Origin of the sequence: Flagellimonas amoyensis (genome assembly GCF_003058265.1) — a bacterium.
Lineage (GTDB): Bacteria > Bacteroidota > Bacteroidia > Flavobacteriales > Flavobacteriaceae > Flagellimonas > Flagellimonas amoyensis.
Map to the genome: position 1 here is coordinate 119,831 of NZ_QBUK01000004.1, position 24,924 is coordinate 144,754.

A 24,924-nucleotide genomic window follows, 5' to 3' on the forward strand; every position below is an offset into this window, starting at 1 on the left:
TAAAGCATGAAAACGTTGAAAAAAATAACACTACTTATAGGAATCTTGGTACTCACCTGGGCGTGTACCGACAATTTTGAAGAAACCAACACAGACCCCAACAGGACCAATGTAGGGGACATACAGGCCAGTGGCATGTTTGAACCCCTCTTGTACAACGGGGCCAATGCCTGGCAGAACTATACCTGGTTCTGGAACAATGAGCTCATCCAGTTCACGGCCTTTACCGGGGGAACCACCCGCCAAGAGCACCGTTATTTCATCAGTGATGCCAACTGGCAAAGCGTATGGAACTTTTATGCACGATATGCCAACAATGCATTGCACATGCACGATTTGAGCATTGAGCAGGAAGACCCATCCTTGGAAGCCATTTCCATCACATTGAAAGTATTGTACCTATCCAACCTGACCGACATCTTTGGGGATATTCCCTACACCGAGGCCTTTTTGGCCCTTTCCGATGAAGGGGTGATCAAACCCAAGTTTGATTCCCAAGAAGAGGTGTACCGACAAATGTTTGCCGAACTAGAAGAGGCCAATGACATTTATGCCACCAACCCAACCTTCATCAAACCTGCTTTGGATGGCATGTACGGCGGCTCCATGAACCAGTGGAGGAAGTTCAACAATTCCCTCTACCTACGCCTATTGAGCCGTGTAAGCGGAAGAAGCTCCATGAATTCGGGCAGCAAAATGACCGAGATCCTGAACAACCCATCAAGGTATCCTGTCTTCACTTCCAATGATGACAACGCCACTGTTGTTTTCTCCGGAAACGACCCGTACCGAAGTGAATTCAACAACACCAATGAGGGAAGTTTTACCAGCTCAGGAAGAAAGCTTACGGAACAGCTCATAAAAATGACCGTTCTGACCAATGAAAGTGACGAGCAGATTTATGAAGATCCCCGATTGGCGATTTACGGAAAGAAAAATCCGAACACAGACCCCAATCTTCCCTTTGTTTGGAAGGGCACCGTGGCCGGCTGTACCGAATCTGAGCAGAGCAATGTGGACAGGGGAACTTCCTGGCTCAACGCGGCCGTTTTCTGCCGTGCCGATGCCCCAGGCTTTTTCATGGATTATGCCGAGGTGCAGTTCATCTTTGCAGAAGCTGCGCTCAAAGGACTGATCCCCGGAGGAGCATCCGCCGCCAGACAATATTATGAAACGGCCATCACGGCTTCCATCGAAAAATGGGCCCCCCTTGGGCAGTACAGTGAAACACCTGTAACCATTTCCAACGAGGACATTACCGCCTTTTTGGCATCGGACCTGGCATCATGGGACAGTCTGGAGAACAAGGAAGAGCTCATCGCCAACCAAAAGTTCCTCGCCCTTTTCTGGGTGGGCATGGAAGCCTACCATGAGTACAGACGTACCGGTTATCCCGAACTCACCATAGGTGATGGGGCCATATACAATGACTTTATTTTGCCCACCCGGTTTGCCTACCCGAACACGACCATGGCCACCAATGGGGAAAATGCCCAAGAAGCATTGAGCCGCATGGGAGGGGAAAACAATATGAAGACCCCTGTGTGGTGGAGCAAGGAAGCCATTGATTAAAACAAAATCCAAACATTAGAAAAATCTCAAGATGATGTATAGTAAAAACAGTATAGTGAAATCGTTCCCGAAGTTGTTTTGGGCATTGGTCGTTTCCTGCTTCGTTGCCGTGTCCTGTGATGACGACAACGGAGGCGAAAGCATGGGCGAACCTTATTTCATGATCGAGGAAGACCCCACCTCCCTTTCCGTGAGCGTGGAAGGCATCAGCCAAAAATATGTGGTTCGCTCCAACAGGGATTGGAAAGTGGTCGCACAATCCGATAACAATTGGGTAGAGGCATTTCCCAGCGAAGGGGACAATGACGGTATATTCAGGTTCAATGTGGACCCCAATGACTCTTTCGAAGGCAGGACCGCCAATTTCGCCTTTGTGGTGGACGGACAAGAGCAGCCCGTTCTGTTCCGGATAGACCAAGAGGCCAATGTGCCCTATATAACCATTCTCAATGCCGAGAATGGCATCTCTGTGCCATCGGCTGGAGGAACTGTGAATATTTCACTGGACACCAACGTAGAATGGACCTATATGTTGAATGATGAAAGTTGGATCACGGGAGTGGAACAATCAGAAAATGCCTTGGTACTGGAAGCCGATAAAAATACCGGGGAAGAGCGAAGCATCACGCTGACCATCCAATCAACCACCAATGGCCTCTCGGAAGAAGTACAGATCATACAGTCTGCCGGTAATGTTATTCTGGAAGAGGACTTCAGTTGGCTCACCTATGGAAACACTATTTTTTATGAAACGGCAGGTGAAAAGCGTATTGATGATGGGTGGACCGAGGAAGAATTAGCCCGAGGTTGGACGAGTACCGAGAATACCTTTACCAACAACCAAAAAGTGGTCTATGCACGTCCAGGGTTTGTGAAACTCGGCAAGACCAATTATGGCGGCGACCTTATCTCTCCCCCACTGACAGCACTGGATGGACCTACCGATGTACAGGTCACCTTCAAGGCCGTTCCTTACGAAACGGCAGGCGGAACCCAAGACGACAACAACCTTGTGGTCGGCGTTGTGGGCCCCGGCACTACCAGCGTTCCTTCGTTCACCGTCAGCAATTACCCTGACTATGATGCCGATCCAGAGTGTATCCTGATTTGGGAAGACGAAAGCAGCACCTACACTTTCACCATTACAGGAGCAACCGCCGAGACACAACTGCGTTTTCTTGGAGGAGCCTTTGACCTGAATGGTGTAGGAGCGGGCAAGAACAGGATCTTTATCGACGACATCAAAGTAGTAATCATCAACTAGGCATATCCAATGAAGCATACCCGTAGAAAGTTTGTAAAAACCGGTATTGGGGGCCTCGCCTCCATCACCACTCTCAATTTTCCTTTTTTTGGATTGATTGCCTGCAGTTCCGACAGCAATAATGACGTACCCCCGAACAATGGCCTGGGCATCACCGGGGTCTCCGTACCTCCGGTGATCAATGCCTCGGCCGGGAGTGAGTTCATTCTAAATGGAAAAGGATTCAAGGTCGGCGACCAGATTGAATGGATTTCCACTTTGGATGGCTCCAAAACCTTTACCACATCCATTGGCTCCATCACGGAAGCGTCAGCCACTTTTGTGCTACCTACCGAAATTCCTTCTGGTGGATACCGCTTGGTGCTCTCCCGAAGTGGGGAGACCTTGGGATTGGGTACCGTTCAACTGAACATCGTTGCCGAGTCTGACATTCCGGATATTGAAGGAATGACCATCAAGGGAATCGTGTTCAGCAATGGCGTTGGAGTAGCTGGCGTTGTGGTCTCCGATGGTCACGAGGTCGCCACTACCGACGAGGATGGCATTTATTACCTACCTTCCAACAAAGCATCTGGATTTGTGTTCATCTCCGTGCCAGGAAACTACGAAGTTCCCAACAACGGAAATGCACCACAGTTCTTCAAACGGCTCACGACCAGTGCCGGCTCAGTGGAACAGCACGATTTTTCATTGATAGAGACCGACAATGCAGAGCATGTGGTATTGACCATGGCCGATTGGCACTTGGCCAACCGAAACAACGATTTGGAACAGTTCCAGAATATGGTTCTTCCCGATGTGAATGCCATGATCGATTCATACACCGCAGCAGGTAAAAAAGTATATGTGCTCACCCTAGGCGACATGACCTGGGACCTTTATTGGTATAGCAATGGATTTGGGCTCAACGACTATATCCCATACATGAACCAATTGCATTCCCCGGTGTTCAACGTGATCGGCAACCACGATTACGACCCATATTTCGCCAACGATCGCTTGGCCGAAGATCGGTATAGGAACATTTTGGGCCCGACCTACTATTCCTTCAATCTGGGCCAGATCCATTATGTGGTCCTTGATGATGTAGAATACTTGAACTCTGGCGGTTCGCAAGGAACTGTTGGAAGCCGCAATTATAGGGAGCGTTTGTCCACGGAACAGTTGGAATGGCTGAAAAAGGATTTGGCCACGGTCACCGACAAGAGCACCCCTATTGTGATTGCAACACACACACCCGTTTATGGCAATCCTTCACTGGACGGAAGCGGAAATCAGGTCAACGCCTATAAATTGGACAATGCACCAGAGCTCATGGCCAACCTTCAAGAGTTCACCACAGTACATATCCTTACAGGGCACACCCACATCAACTATACGGTTGAGGAAGAACTGGGTGTCATGGAACACAATACCGCGGCCATTTGTGCCACATGGTGGTGGACAGGTCGCGAAGGTTATGCCGGAAACCACATCTGCAAGGACGGAAGCCCTGGAGGATATGGAATCTGGGAAATCAATGGCAACCAAATGCAGTGGCAGTACAAGAGCATTGGCTTTGATACCGATTACCAGTTCCGGGCCTACGATCTGAACATGGTCCACATCACAGCGGCCGAGTTTGCTCCCAATGCCTCGGAAGAGGACATGGCCCTATATGCCGGACCTTATGCCCAGCCCAATTCCAATAATGAGGTTTTGATCAATATCTGGGGCTATGACGACCAATGGCAAATTGAGGTAAGTGAGAACGGGCAACCCTTGGCTATTTCCAGGGTCAAAACATTGGATCCCTTACATATCATTTCCTATGAAGCCAAGAGATTGAACGTTGGTGCACAACCCACAGGGTCTTTCACAACCAATGAAGCTGCCCACCTGTTCAAGGTTCAGGCAGCGGCACCGAATTCTACATTGGAAATCAAGGTAACCGATCGTTTTGGCAGGGTCTATACCGAAAGTATGGAACGCCCAAAGGCATTTTCAACGGCCATAATCTGATCCGATTCATTCGCATTGATTAAATTACAGACATTTCAACAATCATTATGAAATTAACATCCATTTATTCTCAATTGATAAGACGGGGAGCATTTTTAATGCTCCCCCTCCTACTTTCAAACGTATCCTGCTCACAAGAAATAGGTACGGAAACCCGTGTCATCGCCCACAGGGGAGCATGGAAAACACAGGGTCTGCCCGAAAACTCCATCGCCGCATTGAAACATGCCATCGAGTTGGGCTGTTATGGGGCCGAGTTTGATGTCCACATGACCTTGGACAGTGTTCCGGTGGTAAACCATGATGCCGACTTTATGGGGATGGATATTGAGCATACCAATTATGCCGATTTACTGTCCGTTTCCCTTCCAAACGGCGAAAAAATCCCTACGCTGGAAGCTTATCTGAAAGAAGGGCTCCAACAGGACAAGACCCGTTTGATCCTCGAGATCAAAAAAGCGCCATCAGGCAAGGAGCATACCCTACTATTGACCGAAAAGGCCGTGGCATTGGTAAAACAACTGGGGGGTGAAGATCAGGTGGAGTACATCACTTTTGATTTTGATGCAGGGGTTTTGGTCAGTCAATTGACGCCTGGGTCCGAAGTGGCTTACCTCAATGGTGACATGGCACCTTCCGAGGCCAAGAAATCGGGATACACCAGCATCGACTACAACATCAAAGTCTATAGAAGCCATCCTGAATGGATCGAAGAGGCACATAAGGAAAATATGACCGTCAATGTTTGGACCGTAAATACGGAGGAAGATATGATGGACATGATCCAGAAAAAGGTCGACTTCATTACCACCAATGAGCCAGAGCGGCTTTTCGACCTTTTGTCGGCACAAAAATAGTTAGCAATTCTGATTTTTGATTACGGGCAGGATTCCGATTTTCTTATTCAAAATAAGGACGTAGGATTTCTGCCCAATGCAAATATCCCTTTTCATTCAGGTGTAGGCCTTCATCTGTATATTCAGCCTTCAAACTGCCCGATTCGTCCAAAAACAAAGGATGGATATCAATTAATGTCAATCCGTACTTCTCGGCCAATTGCTCGATCCCCTCGTTCACTTTGGCAATATGCCCATCCTTATTGTAGTGCCTTTCATATTCCCCGAAACTGCTGTTGACGGGCAGAATCGTCTGTACCACCAATCGGGTCTTCGGTGATTCCTTTTGTATGCGGGTGATGATGGTCTCATAGTTCTGTATGATCTCCTCATCAGGAAAGTCCCTAGAAATATCGTTGATTCCGATCAGCAGGAAAATTTGGGCAGGCTGTCCTTCGGTCACCTCATCCAAACGTTCCAAGATGCCAAAAGTGGTATCCCCTGAAATTCCACGGTTTTTGGCCTGTGGAAGTTGCAGCAATTCGTTCCACTGTGCACGGGCCGTGATGCTGTTGCCCAAGAATATAATATCTTCCGTGGTATCGGGATAGATTTTGAACTGACGTACTTGGACATCATAGGTTCGGGGGCGATAATCCCTATTGATTTCTTCAGTTTGGGCCACAACGCTCGCAGTGCCCAACAAGGCCGTATAGAGAATCACTCGGTTAGCAGGAAATTTCATTTTAGAATCAAATTATAGAAAGTAATCGAAATATAAGGAAATTTATCGGAACCTCAATAAAAGGTTTTTCATGAATTTCGAAACCCAGCCAATATCCCTTGCAATTGGAAAAAACTAGACGATGGTCACCTTGATCCCATACTCTTCCAAGGCATTTTGGGTAAACTTGGAAATTCCTTGATCGGTGATGATCTCATCAATGTGCTCAAAGCCGCAGATGCGGCCAAAACCTCGTTTGCTGAACTTGGTGGAATCCGCCAGAACGATGGTTTTCTGTGAAACCTTGATCATCTCCCTGTTCAGGTGGGCCTCCATCACATTGGCCGTGGTCAATCCAAAATCAAGATCGATCCCATCGACCCCCAAATAAAACTTACTACATGAAAAGTCGGGCAAAATGGATTCCGCATAAAGCCCCGTCACAGAAGAAGAACGCTTGCGAAGCACACCGCCCAACTGTATCACTTCAATCTCCAAATGCTTGTTGAGTTCCAAGGCAACATTCAAGGCAGAGGTAATCACGGTAAGGTTTTCCTGGGGCACAATACTCTTGGCAAGGGCCAGTACGGTTGTGCCCGATGCAATCAGGATGGAATCATTTGGCGTGATCAACTTTGCGGCTGCCGCCCCAATCTTCGATTTTTCATCGTAATGGATCTTCTCTTTTTCATTGACGTGCTTGTCAATGGTATAGGGATTGATCAGTGTCGCCCCCCCATGCACCCGGTACAACAATCCTTTTTCCTCCAAAAACTTGAGGTCTTTCCGTGCCGTGACCGGCGAAATATCCATGGTCTCACAAATGTATTGAACCTTGATCTGTCCCTCTTGTTGAATTTTCTCGAGGATATGTTTGTGCCGTTCTACCGTATTCATTCAATAATGGTTAGTTAGTGTGTCCTGTATGATAGCTGTATCGCTTAAAGGTATACATTCTGGAGCAAATGCTTGCATCTCCCGACTTCTTCCCATATCCATTTTGCGCTTTTTCCAATGCAGTAGGATTTTATCTCCATCTATTCCAAAAAGGAACGATTAAATCTCAAATTCACGAATATGGGTCGACAAAAATAACAAAATGAAACAAAAAGATATTGTATGAAAGTATTTAGGGCCGTATATTAGCGTATATAATATACTTGAAATCCCCTATCCATACAATCCATTTTTTATCCATAAATCCAAGCACATGAAATCTTTTTTCAACATGGGCCATTTGCCCAAAGTCCTCATGGTGTCCCTATGTTTCCTGAATATGGTGTCCGCCCAACAAGAAGCCAAACCAAAGTTGGTGGTCGGCATCGTAGTGGACCAGATGAGAGCTGAATACCTCTACCGTTTTCAGGACAATTATACAGCCGATGGTTTTAAACGCTTGATGGGCGAAGGTTTCAATGTTAAGAACATGCACTATAACTATGTGCCCACTACCACCGGGGCCGGGCACTCTTCCGTCTATACCGGGACAACGCCTGCACATCATGGGATTGTCAACAACAACTGGTATAGCCGTGCGGAGAGCAGGACCGTTTATTGTGCGGAGGATATGGAAGTTTCACTGGTGGACGACCCAGCTTCCATGGATCCCAACAAAAAGGAAAACTACTCCCGATCTCCCAAGAACCTAATGGCCAATACCATTACGGATGAGCTGAAACTGACCACCAATGGGCGATCCAAAGTGGTCGGGGTCTCCCTGAAGGACCGTTCTGCAATATTTCCTTCCGGGCATATGGCCGATCATGCCTATTGGTACCATTCGGGAAATGGCAATTTCATCAGCAGTTCGTACTATGCGGAAAAATTGCCGGATTGGCTCATCGCTTTCAACAAAAGAAAACTTTCCGATTCCCTGATGAACCTGACCTGGGCTCCCTTTTTGCCCATGGAACGCTACCAGAACAGCAATCCTGATGATTCGCCTTTTGAAAAAATCTACAAGGGCAACAAAAAAAGCACCTTTCCCTATAACCTGAAAAAACTGAGAAAACAAAATGGCGATTTTGCCATGCTCACCGAGGTGCCCTTCGGAAATACCGTAGTAACGGAAATGGCCATGGCCACAATAGATGGGGAAGGCCTTGGAAAAGGCAAGGACATGGATTTTCTCGCCTTGAGCTATTCCAGCACCGACTATGTGGGACATTATTTTGGGATTCGCTCCAAAGAACTGGAGGACACTTATGTGCGGTTGGATAGGGAGTTGGCACGGCTATTGGGCCATTTGGACAAAACTGTGGGCAAAGGCAACTATTTGGTGTTCCTTACCGCTGACCATGCTGCCAGTGACCATCCCGGGTTCTTGGAACAAAAAGGACTTCCCGGTAGCAGCTATGACCCCAATCTGATAGGCCAAGGGCTGAATGAATACCTTTCCAAGGAATCCGGGATCCAAAACTGCGTCTCCTTTATCGACAATACCCAAGTCTATTTGGCCCCAGAAATAAGGACCAACCCAGAACTCCTTAAAAAAGCGGCCCTATACCTGCAAAATTTGGACAGCGTAAAAGAGGTTTTTGTTCCCGCCCTTCACGAATGGAATTTGACGAACAGCACCATAGGTGAGTTTGTGCGCAATGCCTATAACTCCAAAAATTCGGGGGACATTCTCCTGCACTCCTTTCCCGGCTGGATGGACCAGCGGGATTACGGGACCACCCACGGAACGGCCTACACCACGGATACGCACGTGCCCATGCTCTGGTACGGATGGGGTGTGAAACAAGGATGGAGCGTTGCTCCGCATACCATCACACAAATAGCGCCCACCTTGTCGATGCTTTTGGATATTCCCCTGCCCGATGCCTCGGACAGAAGGCCCATTGGTGAGATCTTTGAGTAAAAAAACTATGGTCGGCCAAGTGGTTCAACACTTTTTATCCACCACATGATAAAGATGTTTGTGCAAATGGCTTGCATCGGTGAATCCCCAATTCAGTGCCACAGCCTCTTGGGTAAGGTCCGAGTTCTTCAATTGGGAAGCGGCACCCTTTATCCTGTATTGTAGCGCGAAATCAGAGAAAGTTGACCCCATGAGGTCCTTGAACAGGGCGGTAAACTTGGTGACCGACATATTACAGACCGATGCCGCCTCTTTGGTGGTGATCAATCGTCTTTCCCTAAAAATCAACCGAAGGGCCCCTTGAATGGATGTTCGGGAGCCATAACTGGTCACAACGCGCTGCGGCTCCCATTTTTCAATCAATGAAAGTATGGTCTGGAAGAAATAAAGCTTGGCCCAATCAGGATCATCATCTTCGGAAAACTGTATCTGGACCTTTTTGGCCAAACCTTTCATCTCCTGCTTTGAGTTGGACAATGTCCTTGGTCTTTCGGCAGGTGGTGCCATGAATGCCCTGGAAATATCCTTGTTCAGAAAATGGGATGTGGCCCCATATTTTGGGTCCACTACAAAAACGACCACTTCGCAGGGGGCCTCCAAAATCTCAAAACCATGTGGCTCCCACATATTGCAAAGCCAGATGTCCCCGGGTCCAATTTCATCCTTGTGACCAAAGTATTCCCGGACCATTCTTCCTTCGACCACTACCCCCAGTTCCAGTTCATAATGCATATCGAACCAGCCTTCACCAACATCTTCATGCCTGTTCAAAAGCACTTGGACAGGTGTCTCCTCATCCAGTTCAAAGTAAAAGCGCTTTAAATCTGCCTCTTTGATCATTGTCCATCACGATTTTACAAAAAATATGGGGTAATTTACAAAAAGAGTGTCGGATGAAACAACCACCTTTGGAAATCTGGCCATAATCCGCCGAACAAGAAATCCCTCATAGATAGACCAATATGTGAGGAACGAAAACCTAAAATTGTACAAAAGGTTTTATAACTTTAAGACTAAAGGAAACCTGTTGGGCATTTTGGCTGGAATATGTCAGTTCGAGTGATTTTTCGAAAGAAAAATTGTATCGAGAACCAAAATTTCAAGCTCAAAACCTATTCTCGATACAAAATTCCTCTGGAATTTCACTCGAATTGACGGTTTTCTTCAAAATGCAAAACGGAAATGGAAAACACAAACATATCTCCAATGGAAAACCAGTTTGATGCCATCGTGATCGGATCGGGCATATCCGGGGGTTGGGCGGCCAAAGAGCTCTGCGAGCAGGGTCTCAAAACCCTGGTATTGGAACGGGGACGCGATGTAAGGCACATCAAGGACTACCCGACCATGACCATGGACCCTTGGGATTTTGCCCATGGCGGCAGGATGACCAAGGAGTTCTACCAAGAAAACCCCCTGATCACCAAAGCTTCTGGATTTGGGGAGGACACGGCCCATTTTTTCATCAAGGATGCCGATCATCCCTACATCCAAGAAAAACCGTTCGATTGGATCAGGGGCTATCAAGTGGGCGGTAAGTCACTCATCTGGGGGCGTGCCTGCCAACGTTGGAGCGATTATGAATTCAAGGCGCCCCAAAAATATGGCTACGGGATAGTCTGGCCGATTGGTTATGATGATATCGCACCTTGGTATTCCCATGTGGAAAAATTCATAGGGGTCTGTGGTAACAAGGACGGCATCGAAGCCATGCCCGATGGCGAATTTCTTCCCCCTTTCGAACTGAACTGTGTGGAAGAACACATGAAGGATGTTCTTGAAAAACAGTTTCCCGGAAGGTACTTGGCACAAGGCCGTTGGGCCCACATTAGTGAGCCGGAGCAAATCCATCTGGACCAAGGTCGGAGCAAATGCCAATGCCGAAACAAGTGTATGCGGGGCTGCCCCTTTGGAGGATATTTCAGTTCCAACGCGTCCACTTTGCCCTGGGCGGAAAAAACCGGGAACCTGACCATACGTCCGTTTTCCGTAGTGCATTCCATCATCTATGATGATGCTTCCGGAAAAGCTTCAGGGGTCAAGGTCATCGACACGAACACCAAAGAAGAAATCATCTATAATGCCCGTATCATATTTGTCAATGCATCGGCGCTCAATTCCAACCTGATCCTGCTCAATTCAAGATCGGAACGCTTTCCAAACGGCTTGGGCAATGACCATGACCTATTGGGGAGATATGTCGGTTTCCATAATTATAGGGCCAGTGCTGGTGGAAAAATCAGTGGATTCGAGGATAAATACTACTATGGATCAAGACCTTCGGAATGCATCATCGCCAATTACCGCAACCTCAAGGAACAGGATACCGACTTTGTGGGCGGTTATACCATTTTTACCGGAGGTTATCGGAACAGGACCGAAGAAGTGCCCGATAATGTCCCTCAACTTGGGGCCGACTTTAAGCACCGAATCAGTAAGCCTGGCGATTGGCGCATCTATATGTATATGCAGGGCGAGACCATTCCCAAGGCTTCCAACAGGGTATATCTTAGCCCTGACAAGACGGACGATTGGGGCATCCCCCTTTTGGTTACCGATGTAGGTTATGACGAAAATGATGATAAAATGGTCAACGATTTTTTGGTCGAAAGCCAAAGAATGTTGGAACAAATGGGTTGTACGGACATTGAGACTCTCGACAACAAACAGGCCCCTGGCCTTGACATCCACGAAATGGGTGGTGTACGGATGGGCAAAGACCCAAAGACCTCCCTTTTGAACGAGCACAACCAATTGCATGCCTGCAAGAATGTCTTTGTCACGGACGGTGCCTGTATGACCAGTACAGGGAACCAAAGCCCTTCCATCCTGTACATGGCACTTACGGCCCGCGCGGCCACTTATGCCGTGGCACAATTCAAAAATGGGATTCTATAATAAAAAAAGTGCAACAATGGACAAGAAAGTAGGAATCGGACTCGTAGGTTCACAATTCATATCGAGCATACACGCAGACGCATTGGACAGAGTTGCGGATGCGGAAATCTTGGCGGTCATGTCCCCCACCAAAGGAAATGCCAAGAACTTTGCAAAAAAATTCAATATCCCCAACCATTTTACCGATCTGGACCAGATGCTGGCCATGCCGGAAATTGACATGGTGGTCATCGGGGCACCCAATTATCTTCACTGTGAGATCACACTGAAAATTGCAAAAGCGGGCAAGCATGTCGTGGTTGAAAAGCCCCTGTGCATGAACTTGAAGGAAGCCGACCTCATGATAGAAGCATGCAAAGAGGCCAATGTGAAGCTCATGTATGCCGAAGAACTGTGCTTTGCCCCAAAATACGTTCGCATGAAGGCACTTTTGGATGAAGGTGCCCTGGGAAAACCTGTGCTCTTCAAACAATCCGAAAAGCATGATGGGCCACACGCCGATCATTTCTGGGACGTGGAACGGTCCGGTGGCGGGGTCACTATGGACATGGGCTGCCATGCCATCCAGTTTTTTCGTTGGCTGCACCCCGGAAAGGCCATCAAATCGGTATATGCGCAAATGATGACCAGTGTCCATGCGGATAAAACCAAGGGAGAGGACAATGCCATCATCATTTTGGAATTTGAGGATGGTGTAGTGGCCATGATGGAGGAAAGCTGGACCAAACTGGGCGGCATGGACGACAAAGCGGAGATACATGGATCGGAGGGTGTCGCCTACGCCGATTTGCTCCAAGGCAGTTCCATACAGACCTATAGCAACAAAGGGGTCGGCTACGCAGTGGAAAAAGCAGGCAATACCATTGGATGGAGCTACACTATGTATGAGGAAAGTTGGAATTATGGCTTTCCCCAAGAGTTTGAACACTTTGTGGATTGTGTCAAAAACGACAAACAACCCTTGGTGACCGGGGAGGATGGTAGGGCCGTTCTAGAGGTCATTTTTGCGGCTTACGAATCGGCAGGTTCTGGAAAAAAAGTGGAACTGCCCTTCAAGACCGAAGTGGACAAACCTTATAAATTATGGAAGCAGTAGTTATAAAGACCAAACCATGGAAAGAAGAGAAGCTTTAAAACTAACGACCATTGCCCTGGGCAGCAGTATCATCGGAGCCGAACTATTTTTGTCGGGCTGTTCCGCTCCCCCCAAAAAAAGGGCGCAACTGATCACGGATAGCGATGTGCCGTTATTGGATGAAATCGGCGAGACCATTCTCCCGGACACCGAGGAATCACCCGGTGCCAAGGCGGCCCATGTGGGAACATTCATCAAAACCATGGTGAACGATTGTTATGACCTTGATGAGACTTCCATCTTCATCAACGGACTCGAAACCATTACCGAAAAATCTGAAGAAACATACGGAAAAACGTTTCTTGACCTGACCCAGGAACAAAAGTTGGAACTCTTGACCCAGTTTGATGATGAGGCAAGAAATTACCGGTTATCGGGCAGACCCCATTTCTTTGGTATGCTGAAAGAGCTCACTTTGTGGGGATATTTCTCCTCCGAACCCGGCGCCACGAAGGCACTTCGGTACAACCCTGTCCCCGGCAGGTTTGAAGGCTGCATTCCGTATACTGGTGAAAATGCTTGGGCGTGATGAACATACACACTTTTGACCATTATGGGCAAATGAGCGCCCATGCCGCCAAGATCATCATGGATGAATTGGCACAAAAAAAAGACCTTGAACTCTGCACCGCAACGGGCAATTCACCCACAGGAACGTATCGGCTATTGGCAGATGCCTTTGTGGACGACCCCAAACTTTTTGAGGAGCTGCATGTCCTAAAATTGGATGAATGGGGAGGGCTTCCCGCAGACCATCCAAGTTCTTGTGAGCGCTATTTGCAAGAGCAACTGCTCCATCCCCTTAAAATAACCAACGATCGCTACACAGGTTTTGTTCCCAACCCTAAAGACCCCGAAGCCGAATGTGCCCGGATTCAACAGCTCATCGAAAAAAAAGAACAGATAGATCTATGCATTCTGGGCCTAGGAAAGAACGGACATATCGGTTTCAATGAACCTGCCGATGCGCTCCAACCTTTTTGCCATGTTGCCGAACTGTCGGAGGAATCCAAAGCGCACGGCATGGTAAGCGAACTGCCGCAAAGACCGGAATATGGAATGACGTTGGGAATGCAAAATATCCTGTCTGCAAAAAGAATCATCTTATTGATCTGTGGAAACGGAAAGGAAGAAGCCACTACCATCCTCCTGAAAGGAAAAATCAATCCCCGGTTTCCCGTAACTTTTTTATGGCTGCACCCCCATGTGGATTGTTTGTGGGCGAAAGAACCTTGAAATATGTTTCTTTGGTTTTGTCCTTCCGGACAAGATTATTTTGATGTTTGCTGCGAATGATTTTCCATTACATTTATAGAAACCACACAAACCATACAACAGAGGACCATGTTTACCATAGAACAAATCAAGGCCGCACATGGCAAAGTAAAGTCAGGGGCGGATTTTCCAGCTTACATACAGGAGATCAAAAACCTGGGGGTCACCCAATATGAAACCTATGTGGCTGATGGGCATGTTGACTATCACGGGACCAATGGATATACCATCAAGGCACCTGCCAAATACGAGGCCATAGCCATTGCGGATGAGTGCAACAGGGAACAGTTCATGATTGAGTTGAAAGAGCACCAAAAAGGGAATACGGACTATCCCACTTTTATAGCCATGAGTGCCCAAATGGGCATAGAGAAATGGGCCATATCCATGAAAAAAATGACCTGTACATATTACGATAAAAAAGGAAAGGAAATACTGGTCGAAGAAATTCCTCAATAGTACAATCTTTGCACATGGGTTCAACAGTACAAACTTCCAAAATTTACATTTTTATCTTATATTAACCTACTAAAAACCAACTATTTCCTGTTTTTCCTAGAACTGGCTGAGCCTATTTTATCCATGAGCACATGAAAACCAACCATGAAGTCGTTGTGGACATTTGGAAATCGCACAGTAATTACCTGGCCAAAAAATCGGTAGAGCTCAAAGCGGTCAACATTGTTGACTATATGGCCAACCTTTTTTGTCCTGGACCATATTACTATTACATTATTGACTCCCCTACCCTTACCTTGGACGTAGTGAGCGATTCTGTGCAGACCTTATTGGGCATAGCACCGAACGATTTGTCGTTGGATAGGTTCATCAATGCGATACACCCTGACGACCTTGATTTTTTTCTTCGGTGCGAAGATGTGGTGGCCCACTTTCTAAAAAACTGCATCACCCCGGACAAGATAGTCAACTATAAGATTACCTATAGCCTACGCGAAAGAGTGGCCAACGGCACTTACAGATTGTTCCTGATGCAGACCATTACCCTGAAGACCACAGAAAATGGAGCACTGTTGAAGGTTTTTGGCACCCATACCGACATCAACCACATCACCTCTGTGGGCAACCGAAAACTGTCCCTCATCGGCCTGAACGGGGAGCCTTCCTTCCTTGAGATCGACGTGTTCGAAGATCATGTTTTTGACAATTTCGTTCCCTTTGATTATGAAATACAGCGTCCATCCTTTACCAAGAGGGAACTGGAGGTCATTCGGTTGTTGGCAAAAGGGCGGTCCACCGATGAAGTTTCCAAGGAACTGAACATCTCCATCCAGACGGTCTTCACCCACCGAAAAAACATTCTGCGCAAATCCAACGCAAAGAACACCTCAGAATTGGTAGCCGACTGTATCAGAAAAGGTTACATCTAAATATAAAAACAGTCATTTTCAACGTTATAGGGTGTGCCACACAATCAAAATACCCAAAATTGGGTATTGTGGACAATTGCCGTACAGGGCTATTTTTGTTGATAATCCTAAATCTATACCTAAAAAACTTGATCATGAAAAAAGCCAACTTCTTCATTTTCAATTCAAATTCCTTTCTCAGAAATAACCCTAAACTATGAGAAGGGCCAAGCAACCTATCCTTTCAGTTCACCTAAAAAAGGAACAACATCAATAACCAAAAAATCAACCAACACCATGATACAGAAAATTTGGAAAAACTTTAAACTTACCCTCGTTCTTTTCATTACCGGGGCGATTCTCTTATGGGTCATTGAAGGGTATGACAGTATGGAATCCGCCATTTTGGAATACTGGTGGGTGCTCCTCGTCTTGCCATTTGTCCTGCGCTTCTACAACTGGTTCACCAACCTTAAGCAAAAAGCGTTCGATTACGGTGCCGATACGTCTGGCGCACAAGCAGAACGGAGTGCCGCCAAAAAGGACACCAAGGACAATGCTTCCGAACAACAGTATGCCGAAATGTTGGGCACTGCCACCTATACGAAAGCAGAAGCGGAAAACATCAGAAACCGAAAAAACTATGAAAGCCTTGCCTTGCAAAAAAGCATCTCAGAGGCGAGTGAGAATTATACCGTACCGCTCCACCGTTATGTGAGTGGGCTTCCCGGTGCCAATCTGTTGAGGCCTTCCGAGTTGAAACAACAGTTCACCGTGGCCCAGATAAAGGATGGGATTCTGGAATTCCATCATTCCAGTCCCCAAGAGCAGGAAAAAAACACCCCTTTAAAAAACAAGTTCAGCCAAATCCCATTGGCCGCCATTTTGGAGCTTGAGGTCGTGGACCTGGCAGAGGGCAGGGAGCTTAAAAGGGTCGGTGCCGATGTGGGCCGAAGGATGGCGCAGACCATTGTGAGTGCCGCATCGCAGACCGGTGGGGCAAAAGTGGGCAAGGCCAATGTGGATGCTTCAAAATTGATCATTCACTATGTGAACGAAGACGGTATCGTGATGCCGGCAACCTTTGTTTACAATTCCAACAGCAAGTTTGGGGTCAAGGCCATGGAAAATATCCGAATGTTGAACAAAACATTGAAAAACTACTCCTTTTTGGGACGGATCCAATGGAGCTCAGAAGCGGTGGAAGATATCGATGCAACCGCAGAAATTTCTAATGACACGACCGATAACGAGGAAGACACCTTCGAGATTTCAGAAATCACCGCTTTGTTGGGTGACATGAACAAAGTGCTCAAATGGGCCAATTTGCTCTCACCCCATGACAGTGCAGTGGTAACGGCCAAATTGAGTGCCGAAATGCTGGCAGGGGTCATACAGGACCCTTCAGTGAAATTGACCAAAACCATACAATAAAATCCTATGCGAAAATTATTGATATTTACTTGTCTTATGTTCCTCTCCGCACTGGCCTTTGCGCAAAAAGACACCTTGATCTATTATCCCAATGGAAAAATCAGGGAAAGGGCCCAAATGGTGAATGGAAATTTACACGGCTCCTATACCTCTTATTTCGAGAACGGGACAATCAGTACCCTAGGGTCCTACCAAAATGGAAAACAATCCGGGGAATGGACCCAAAATTACCAAGATGGCAACATTGGCCGAAAAATACGTTTCGAGAACGGACAGGCCACTTATCTCCAAGAGTATGGATATGGAAAAGTGCTACAGGAAGGCCAGATCCTTGGCGATAAGAAACATGGGGAATGGAAACTATACTTTCCAACGGAAGACTATTTACTGAAAAATACTCCTCCCAAGACCCGCGTCATCGAGCACTATAAAGATGATACCCTTCATGGCGAACACAAAGAGTTCCATGAGGATGGGAGTGTTTCCATGATCATTGATTACAACGAAGGAAAGATTACTCGCAACAGATCATTTTGGGCAAACGGCCAGGTAATCTCCGATTGCACTTATGTGAACGGGGAATTGCATGGACAGTGCATTTCCTATGAGGAAGATGGTTCCCTTTGGCTGGAAAACAACTATGTGAACGGAAAAAACCATGGACCCTATAAAAGATATAAGTGGGGTGTACTGAAAGAAGAAGGGTATTATGAGAATGGACTCAAAGATGGATTTTGGAGATCTTATGAAAATGGTCATGCACCAAAAACGGTGACTGCCGAGGGCAACTATGTAAAGGGTCAAAAAGAGGGCCGCTGGAAAGAAGATCGTTTGCTCACCGGAAACTACGCGATTGGCGAATACCGTGATGGCAAGCCCACAGGGGAATGGAAACTCTATAAATGGTCCAATAATGAATATGTAAAATCAGAGTCCTATTGATGGCAGCAATAAAAATGACACATCAAACATAAAAACAAACCCATATGAAACCATTTCTTATCACATTCGGTGCTTTACTGTTCAGCCTATATCCAATTCCCAAAGAGGAAACATTGAACAAAACCTATTATTACTATCTGGAAATATCCAAAAAGGATCAGAACAGTGATTACAGCTATGATGTTATCTTTTCAGAGGTGAAATCAGCCAACTGTGATTGGGACAATACCTCCAAATATGGATATGGACGGAATGCCATAGATCATATTGCCACAGCCTTTGACCAATGGTTCGAGGCGCAATACAACAACCCATATGGCTATAATATTGGATTCGATGCTTTTGGAAACAGACGTCTTTATGATAGCCGCGCAGAAGCAGAATCGGCACGAAACCAAGCCATTGCAAATTACAGGAGCAGTTCGGTCAAATACAACATCAGGCAGGACAATCGTTATTCGTATAGCTGTAGGTAGACCAATCATCATAAAAGAAGATTGAACCCTTTTGCAACAACAAAGACCATAGTTATGTCAAAGGTCATTACTTTTAAAACACAACAATATCAAACATTGCCGCAATGAAAAAAATAGTCATTTTATTCATGCTCATGGGTGCCATTGGCCATTCGCAAACGGAGGAAGAAACCATCCTATGGCTAGAACAATATGGTTTGAAAATGATAGCCCCTTGGGGCCCTGAAAACTATTTCTCCCGAATGGAAATCGAAAACAATACGATTATTTTGAGGGAAGAATATACTAAAGGAACCAATGGGTATGGTAGCACTTTTACGGAAAAACGCATAAACATAAATGATTTTGGCAAGATGTTCCTAGATTATGGCATATATCCCCCAGACGCCAACAGCACTAATTTCCTCTTATGGTTCAACCTTCCCAAAGGCATCCATCCTGTATATGTACAGGTAAAGGAAAACTATGGCTACTCGGCAGCTGACTTTACATTGCGCTTTAAAGTTGAGGACAATGCCCACCGCTTTGCCAAGGCCGTTCTACATTTGGCAAAACTAAAGGGGGCAAGACCAAAACCCGTGGTCAAAGAGAATACTTTTTAACCCTATATCCTGACCCTAGAAAACAATGCTTCCAGCCACTAAAGAATTTATCGGATATTTATGGGAAAACCCCGGGGAAAAGGATTTTTCCATTATGGAAGCACTCTTGACCCCCGTTATACTGTTCGGCAAGCAAGAAGACGGCGACACCCTCATACAGACCGTTTTTGACCATCCTTTTGACATAGGACCGGAACTGCTCCGCCCTATTTTTAACCGATTTGGCAGAAAAGAGGATGCCCACAGGTTGTACAATACATTCATACACAAGGAGAACCTGGTAAATCCCAATTATTCAGAAGTGTTCCATGTGCTGGGTAGCATGGGGTACCGGCCAATTGTGCCCGTTTTGTTGGAATATGCCTTTCAGGAAGACGACCACGAAATTTCCAAAAATGCCGTAATGGGACTGCTCCATTTCGATTGCGGGGAGCATACGGGCATCTTCACCCATGAAATTGAAGAAGTAATGGAAAAATCCCTGTTTTCAGAGTTTGTACCTGCCCTTGTCTGCAAAGTTCCAGAAAACGGGCGCCTGCTCCATAAACTATATGAATTTGGCAGCACCCTCTGTTCCACGGATTGCAATGCGGGCATCCTCTTGGGGTTTTCCCTTAGCGGGACAAAGGGTGGGGACTATTTCAAAAAAGCCCTGTTCGATTCCCATTGGGAAGCTGGTTCCTTTTCCACCGGGACGGTTCACTATGCCTATCAAGGTATGGAAAACCTGGAAATAAGTTTCAAGGATATTTGGAAGGATATTTTACAAATGGAAAGCAAAGCACATCCTTTGGATGTTTTTCTTTCCCTACTGGAAGTCCGGTTACGGTTACCGCTATATGCTTCGGCAAAAGCGGAACCCTTTTTGGATATTTATCAATCAGTTTTCAGTGGGTTTACAACAGAATCGGGCATCTATAAAACGATATGGAAACATGACTTGCTTGAACAATTTTACCAAATGGAAAAAGAGATGCAAATGAGGTTACGGGAGGAAATGATTGTAAAAGCATGTACAGGGACATCTTCCGTATGATAGCAAAGAACAAGGAAATAAGAAAAACCTGCTCCGAATGCGGGAGCGATTATTATGCCGCATCATCCCCTATGCAGGAACTGTGCCCCGAATGTGCCCATTTCCTGTACGGACATGAAAATTGCCAGCACGATTTCCAAAACGGCCGATGTGTAAAATGTCATTGGGATGGCAGTAGTTCAGAATACATCAAAACCATTACAGAAAAAACATGAACCTGAAATTGAAAAAAAATAAAATTCTTGTACTGCTTGCCACTTTTTCATTAGGTCTTGGCGCTACGGCCCAGCAAGACCGATTTTTAGAAGACTTTGTGGAAATCAAAGCGGATGGGCATCATTTCTACATCTACAAATACGCCATCAGTGCAGGGGAATACAATGAATCATTAAAATTATGGGGTGAGGCCCCTTCCAAAGAATTATCCAACAAGGAGGCCAACCTACCTGCCTTGGTCACCAAGGAAGAAGCCGAAAGGTATTTGGCCGACATTTCAGATAGCTACTACATCCCTTTTCGACTGCCCACTGAATCCGAATGGGAATGGGCCGCCAAAGGAACAGCCACCCCAAAAAGGACGAAAGAACTCCGCTGTGTCAGCTGTCCAGCACCCAATGAGTCTGGATTGTTCGGCATGCTGGGCAATGTTTGGGAATGGACCTCCACCCCAGAAACCGAAGAAGACGAACGCTACTTCATCATCAAGGGCGGTGACTTTCAGGAGCCCCCAAAAAGTCTATCCACAAAATCAAGGTTTGCTGTGAGCAGGGATATGGAAGATATGAACATAGGTTTCCGGCCCGTGGCGGATGCACAGGACTTTGAGACCACATTACATATCAATAGGGCCAATACCATCGTTAAGACACTGCTGCCCAACGAGGACATAACCATTTACCAGTACGATTTACAAATAGGCGAATTCTCCATGGGATTTGGGGATACGCCACCTGAAAGTTTCCCAATCAGCGTGGACCAGGATACCCATCAAATCATCTTTTGTTGCATGCAAAATCTGGAATTTGAACAAGAGGGTGCACTGGAAACTGAGAGAATCACCTACTTAGGGTTTCCCTACAATTTTGACCCCTCCCAACTTTCCCTAGCCAAGGAGTTGGAACAACTCATAAGGCAACTTATGGAAACCCAGAACCAATAATACATCGATCATGGACACCTATAAAAAACTGTTGATTTTTCTATTCATTTTGCCAATCGCCCTGCACGCCCAGAACAATCTGCCCGTGGACATGGTATTTGTAGAAGGGGGAACCTATGGCATACAGACTTATGACAGCATTTCCAACACGACCAAAACCTATCCGTCCCATGACATTCCGGGATTTCATATGAGCAATACCGAAGTCAGTGTCCAAGATTTCAAGCAATTCTGCAAGGAGACCGATCGTAGGATGCCACCAAAACCTGGTTGGGGATGGGGAGATCCCAAACTACCCGTGGTGAATGTCACCTACACCGATGCACTACAATATTGTGAATGGCTCACGGAAAAACATGGGATTCCCTTTACATTGCCCACCCCATCGCAATGGGAATATGCCGCTAGGGCCGGTAACTTTGACACCGAGGATTTTGTGTACCATACGGAACTACCCAACCCATACGTGGTCTATATCGCCAACAGCAAGGAAAAGCCAGATTGCATTACTTGCATGCAACCCAATGAAATAGGGCTTTACGCCATGTGTGGCAATGTTTGGGAGTGGACACTGAAGGAATTGGGAAACCAATGGGGGCCTTCCGTAATGGGAGGTAGCTTTTTTGAGGATGCAGATCATGTGAAGGTATATTCACGAAAAGAGTTCTCCCAAAGTTTACGCAGGCAGGACATCGGTTTCAGGGTCGTGGTGAACAGAGATTGGTAGGTCGACAGAGATCAAACGTCCTTCAAGAATTTTTTTATGTCCTTGTTGGCCCCATAGACCACAACGATATCCTCCTTACTGAGCATGTCATCCGGGTGCGCCACGCCTTTTACCCGGGCCACGTTCCGAATCTTTCCCACCAATGCTTTTTCCTGAGTGTTCGCAATCGTGGTCAACACCAATAAGTTATGTCCTTCCCTGATATTGCTCTCCCTTATTGTTTTTCCATGTAGACGTGAAGGCACACTGACTTCCACAATGCTGTAATCATCATTGAGTTCAAAGGAATCCACAACTCCTTTTAAGGACAATTTCTTGGCCCATCGCTCGGCCGATTCTTCCTCTGGATGTACAATTTCGTCCACCCCTATGGCATGCAATACCTTTTCATGTAGTTCATCAATGGACCTGCTGATCAATCTTTTTACCTGAAAATTCTTGAAAAGGGCAGTTGCCATCACACTGGTCCCCTTGTCTTCCCCTATGGCCACCACCACAATATCAGTATCTTTCAAGGGCAGACCAGAAACGGTAAACTCATCCGTGGCATCCATACAAATGGTATGGGAAATGCGCTCTTTGTAGTTATCCACCTTGTCCATGTTCGTGTCTATGCCAATCACCTCGTTCCCCTGTTCCGTGAGCTTTTCGGCCAATGATGCACCAAAACTGCCCAAACCGACTATAATATATTTCATGTGCTGCATTTAATTTATGGTAAGTTCCTCAACAGGATATTTATACTGCTTTTGCTTTACTTTTTTGAACACCGCTATCAACAGTGTGAGCATACTCACCCTTCCGATGAACATGATCGCAATGATGACAAACTTGCTGGCAGCGCTCAACTGTGCCGTTATACCCAAACTGAGACCGACGGTGCTGTAGGCCGAAAAACATTCAAAGGCAATGTCCAATAATTTTTTTTCACCATCAAAGATGGAAATCAAGATAATTCCCGATCCAATGACCAATAGGGACAAAGATATAACGGCAAAGGCGCGCCTTACGGATATTTCGGAAATTTCCCTTCGGAAAATCTCTATTTTTGATTTTCCCTTGGCAAGGCTCAAAAAGTTGAGCGTGGCAATCGCAAAGGTATTGGTTTTGATCCCTCCGCCCGTAGAAGCAGGCGATGCCCCGACCCACATCAACAGAAAAATCATCATCACCGTGGAAAAATCCAAGGCCGTCATATCCACATTGTTGAAACCTGCCGTCCGCGGGGTCGCCGCCCCGAATAGGGCCGTCACTATCTTCCCAACCCCTCTGTGCTCTGCCAAAGTGTTGTCGTATTCGTTGAAATAGAACATCACTGTGCCCAAAATGGTCAATGTGGCTGTTGTGGCCAGCGTAATACGACTGTTCAGGTTCAGTACCCAGGGCTTATACTTTTGTTCATGTCCGGCCAAATAGAACAGTTTTCTAAGCACAAAGTACTTGAGGTATTTTATGATATTGACCACAATGGGAAAACCAAGTCCCCCCAGCACAAAAGCCAAAAGAAGTACACCTTGAAGGGCATAATTGAATCGGAACCCTGTTTCGTAAAGGCTGTTGGGCAAGGTAGAGAACCCCGCATTGCAGAAAGCGGATACCGCATGGAACGTCGAAAAAAAGAAACGCTCAAAAAAAGAACTAAAATAACCCTTGTCCAAGCTCAGATAGACCAGTAGGGCTGCCACCAATTCTATGGAAAATGTGATGACAAGGATGCGTTTGAGGGTTGAGAACACCTCACCCAACTTATTGCTACCCGTCATGTCGCCCAGGGTCAATTGGTTCTCGTAAGAAGCCCCTCCCTTGAAAAAATAACTGAAATAACTGGCCACAGTCAATATGCCGATACCGCCTGCCTGAATCAGAAACAGTATGATGGATTGACCAAATATGGTGAAGTAGCTCCCTGTGTCAACAACAATAAGGCCCGTGACACACACCGCACTGGTAGATGTGAAAAGGGCGTCCAAAAAAGAGATGCCGTTATGTGTCGCATTGGGCAACATCAACAGCAGGGCACCCAGGAATATGATTCCGAGAAAACTTGCGATGAAGAGCTGCGCCGGGTTGAGCAACGTACGCCTATAGTTGATGTTCCGTTCGGAAAACTCCCTAATGAAGGTGAGAATAATGGCAAATTTCACCCAATTGTCACTATAAAGGAACGAAATGTGGCGGTGGGCCTCTTCTCCCAAAAAATGGACATAGAGTATCACAAGGGTTGCCAAAATAGTGGCCGCATCGAAAATGATAACGGAACGCTTCATCTCTTTTTGGCGTTCCAAATACCGAACAATGGTAGAAACAATGCCAAGACCGATCACAAAAAAGTAGACCGTATTGAATACTTCTTGCACATTCCTAGGCTTATCAAAGCCAAAATCGGCAATAAAGAGCAATATCCCAAAAATACTGGTATAGAACGTGACCTGAAAAAAGACCTTGGAGTACTTCAAATCAAAAAAATCATTTTTCCGATTTTTTAAAATCGAGACCGGTAAACGAGCCTCTTTTGAACAAGTAAATGTATGGATAAAGTGGTAAAAACCGCTGTATGATCCCATTTTTTGGCATTCTCGAAAAAGAAAGCCCCCAATTTTCATCAACAGAGAC

At 46.3% G+C, this 24,924-nt stretch carries 23 protein-coding genes; 18 read left to right on the forward strand and 5 right to left on the reverse strand.

The genetic code is table 11. From position 1 onward, the window contains the following. Positions 1-6 precede the first annotated feature (6 nt). From DB398_RS06930 to DB398_RS06945, 4 genes are all read left to right on the forward strand, one after another. Positions 7-1,572: a SusD/RagB family nutrient-binding outer membrane lipoprotein gene (locus DB398_RS06930; protein ID WP_108423668.1), complete on the forward strand. Its 1,566-nt coding sequence runs from the start codon at positions 7-9 to the stop codon at positions 1,570-1,572. A gap of 31 nt (positions 1,573-1,603) precedes the next feature. Next, the gene (locus tag DB398_RS06935) at positions 1,604-2,836 is read left to right on the forward strand and encodes a BACON domain-containing protein (protein ID WP_108423669.1); all 1,233 of its coding nucleotides are present in this window, start codon (positions 1,604-1,606) and stop codon (positions 2,834-2,836) included. A gap of 9 nt (positions 2,837-2,845) precedes the next feature. Next, positions 2,846-4,837 (forward strand): calcineurin-like phosphoesterase C-terminal domain-containing protein, encoded by a 1,992-nt coding sequence (locus DB398_RS06940; RefSeq protein WP_108423670.1) that lies wholly within the window; start codon positions 2,846-2,848, stop codon positions 4,835-4,837. Positions 4,838-4,935: 98 nt separating this feature from the next. Then, entirely contained in the window at positions 4,936-5,694 is a 759-nt protein-coding gene (locus DB398_RS06945; protein ID WP_199913364.1) for a glycerophosphodiester phosphodiesterase, read from the forward strand. 43 nt (positions 5,695-5,737) lie between these two features. Here the strand turns inward: DB398_RS06945 and DB398_RS06950 are convergent, their stop codons facing one another. Both DB398_RS06950 and DB398_RS06955 read right to left on the reverse strand, forming a co-directional pair. After that, entirely contained in the window at positions 5,738-6,418 is a 681-nt protein-coding gene (locus DB398_RS06950; RefSeq protein ID WP_108423672.1) for a GDSL-type esterase/lipase family protein, read from the reverse strand. Between the two features lie 114 nt (positions 6,419-6,532). Further along, positions 6,533-7,294, reverse strand: coding sequence for a DeoR/GlpR family DNA-binding transcription regulator (locus DB398_RS06955; RefSeq protein ID WP_108423673.1), 762 nt, complete (start codon positions 7,292-7,294; stop codon positions 6,533-6,535). Between the two features lie 313 nt (positions 7,295-7,607). Between DB398_RS06955 and pafA the strand changes: the two genes are divergently transcribed. Then, a complete protein-coding gene (pafA, locus tag DB398_RS06960; protein WP_108423674.1) occupies positions 7,608-9,260 on the forward strand; it encodes an alkaline phosphatase PafA in 1,653 nt (550 codons plus the stop codon). Positions 9,261-9,284: 24 nt separating this feature from the next. Here pafA and DB398_RS06965 read toward each other — a convergent pair whose 3' ends face one another. Further along, positions 9,285-10,100 (reverse strand): helix-turn-helix domain-containing protein, encoded by an 816-nt coding sequence (locus DB398_RS06965; RefSeq protein ID WP_108423675.1) that lies wholly within the window; start codon positions 10,098-10,100, stop codon positions 9,285-9,287. Positions 10,101-10,466: 366 nt separating this feature from the next. On the opposite strand from DB398_RS06965, the gene DB398_RS06970 reads away from it, so the two are divergent. From DB398_RS06970 to DB398_RS07035, 13 genes are all read left to right on the forward strand, one after another. Next, entirely contained in the window at positions 10,467-12,158 is a 1,692-nt protein-coding gene (locus DB398_RS06970; RefSeq protein WP_108423847.1) for a GMC oxidoreductase, read from the forward strand. 16 nt (positions 12,159-12,174) lie between these two features. Further along, positions 12,175-13,254, forward strand: coding sequence for a Gfo/Idh/MocA family protein (locus DB398_RS06975; protein WP_108423848.1), 1,080 nt, complete (start codon positions 12,175-12,177; stop codon positions 13,252-13,254). A 16-nt stretch (positions 13,255-13,270) separates the two neighbouring features. Next, positions 13,271-13,822 carry a gluconate 2-dehydrogenase subunit 3 family protein gene (locus DB398_RS06980; RefSeq protein WP_108423676.1) on the forward strand — a complete coding sequence of 184 codons (552 nt, stop codon included), beginning with the start codon at positions 13,271-13,273 and terminating at the stop codon, positions 13,820-13,822. Continuing rightward, the gene (locus DB398_RS06985) at positions 13,822-14,529 is read left to right on the forward strand and encodes a galactosamine-6-phosphate isomerase (protein ID WP_108423677.1); all 708 of its coding nucleotides are present in this window, start codon (positions 13,822-13,824) and stop codon (positions 14,527-14,529) included. Before DB398_RS06980 ends, DB398_RS06985 begins: the two co-directional genes overlap by 1 nt. A 108-nt stretch (positions 14,530-14,637) precedes the next feature. Beyond that, positions 14,638-15,027 (forward strand): DUF1398 domain-containing protein, encoded by a 390-nt coding sequence (locus DB398_RS06990; protein WP_108423678.1) that lies wholly within the window; start codon positions 14,638-14,640, stop codon positions 15,025-15,027. Positions 15,028-15,158: 131 nt separating this feature from the next. Beyond that, positions 15,159-15,956 (forward strand): LuxR C-terminal-related transcriptional regulator, encoded by a 798-nt coding sequence (locus tag DB398_RS06995; RefSeq protein WP_108423679.1) that lies wholly within the window; start codon positions 15,159-15,161, stop codon positions 15,954-15,956. Positions 15,957-16,232: 276 nt separating this feature from the next. Continuing rightward, positions 16,233-17,369: a hypothetical protein gene (locus DB398_RS07000; RefSeq protein WP_159076340.1), complete on the forward strand. Its 1,137-nt coding sequence runs from the start codon at positions 16,233-16,235 to the stop codon at positions 17,367-17,369. Between the two features lie 6 nt (positions 17,370-17,375). Continuing rightward, positions 17,376-18,311: a toxin-antitoxin system YwqK family antitoxin gene (locus DB398_RS07005; protein WP_108423681.1), complete on the forward strand. Its 936-nt coding sequence runs from the start codon at positions 17,376-17,378 to the stop codon at positions 18,309-18,311. Between the two features lie 44 nt (positions 18,312-18,355). Then, positions 18,356-18,787, forward strand: coding sequence for a hypothetical protein (locus tag DB398_RS07010; protein ID WP_108423682.1), 432 nt, complete (start codon positions 18,356-18,358; stop codon positions 18,785-18,787). A gap of 104 nt (positions 18,788-18,891) precedes the next feature. After that, the gene (locus DB398_RS07015; protein WP_108423683.1) at positions 18,892-19,389 is read left to right on the forward strand and encodes a hypothetical protein; all 498 of its coding nucleotides are present in this window, start codon (positions 18,892-18,894) and stop codon (positions 19,387-19,389) included. A gap of 25 nt (positions 19,390-19,414) precedes the next feature. Beyond that, on the forward strand, positions 19,415-20,425 hold the full coding sequence (locus tag DB398_RS07020; RefSeq protein WP_108423684.1) for a hypothetical protein: 1,011 nt from the start codon (positions 19,415-19,417) through the stop codon (positions 20,423-20,425). Between the two features lie 223 nt (positions 20,426-20,648). Continuing rightward, entirely contained in the window at positions 20,649-21,584 is a 936-nt protein-coding gene (locus DB398_RS07030; RefSeq protein WP_199913367.1) for a formylglycine-generating enzyme family protein, read from the forward strand. A gap of 10 nt (positions 21,585-21,594) precedes the next feature. Beyond that, a complete protein-coding gene (locus DB398_RS07035; RefSeq protein WP_108423687.1) occupies positions 21,595-22,311 on the forward strand; it encodes a formylglycine-generating enzyme family protein in 717 nt (238 codons plus the stop codon). Between the two features lie 11 nt (positions 22,312-22,322). On the opposite strand, the gene DB398_RS07040 is transcribed toward DB398_RS07035, so the two are convergent. Both DB398_RS07040 and DB398_RS07045 read right to left on the reverse strand, forming a co-directional pair. Next, the gene (locus DB398_RS07040; RefSeq protein WP_108423849.1) at positions 22,323-23,009 is read right to left on the reverse strand and encodes a potassium channel family protein; all 687 of its coding nucleotides are present in this window, start codon (positions 23,007-23,009) and stop codon (positions 22,323-22,325) included. 9 nt (positions 23,010-23,018) lie between these two features. Beyond that, on the reverse strand, positions 23,019-24,767 hold the full coding sequence (locus tag DB398_RS07045; RefSeq protein ID WP_234416126.1) for a TrkH family potassium uptake protein: 1,749 nt from the start codon (positions 24,765-24,767) through the stop codon (positions 23,019-23,021). Between the last annotated feature and the right edge of the window lie 157 nt (positions 24,768-24,924).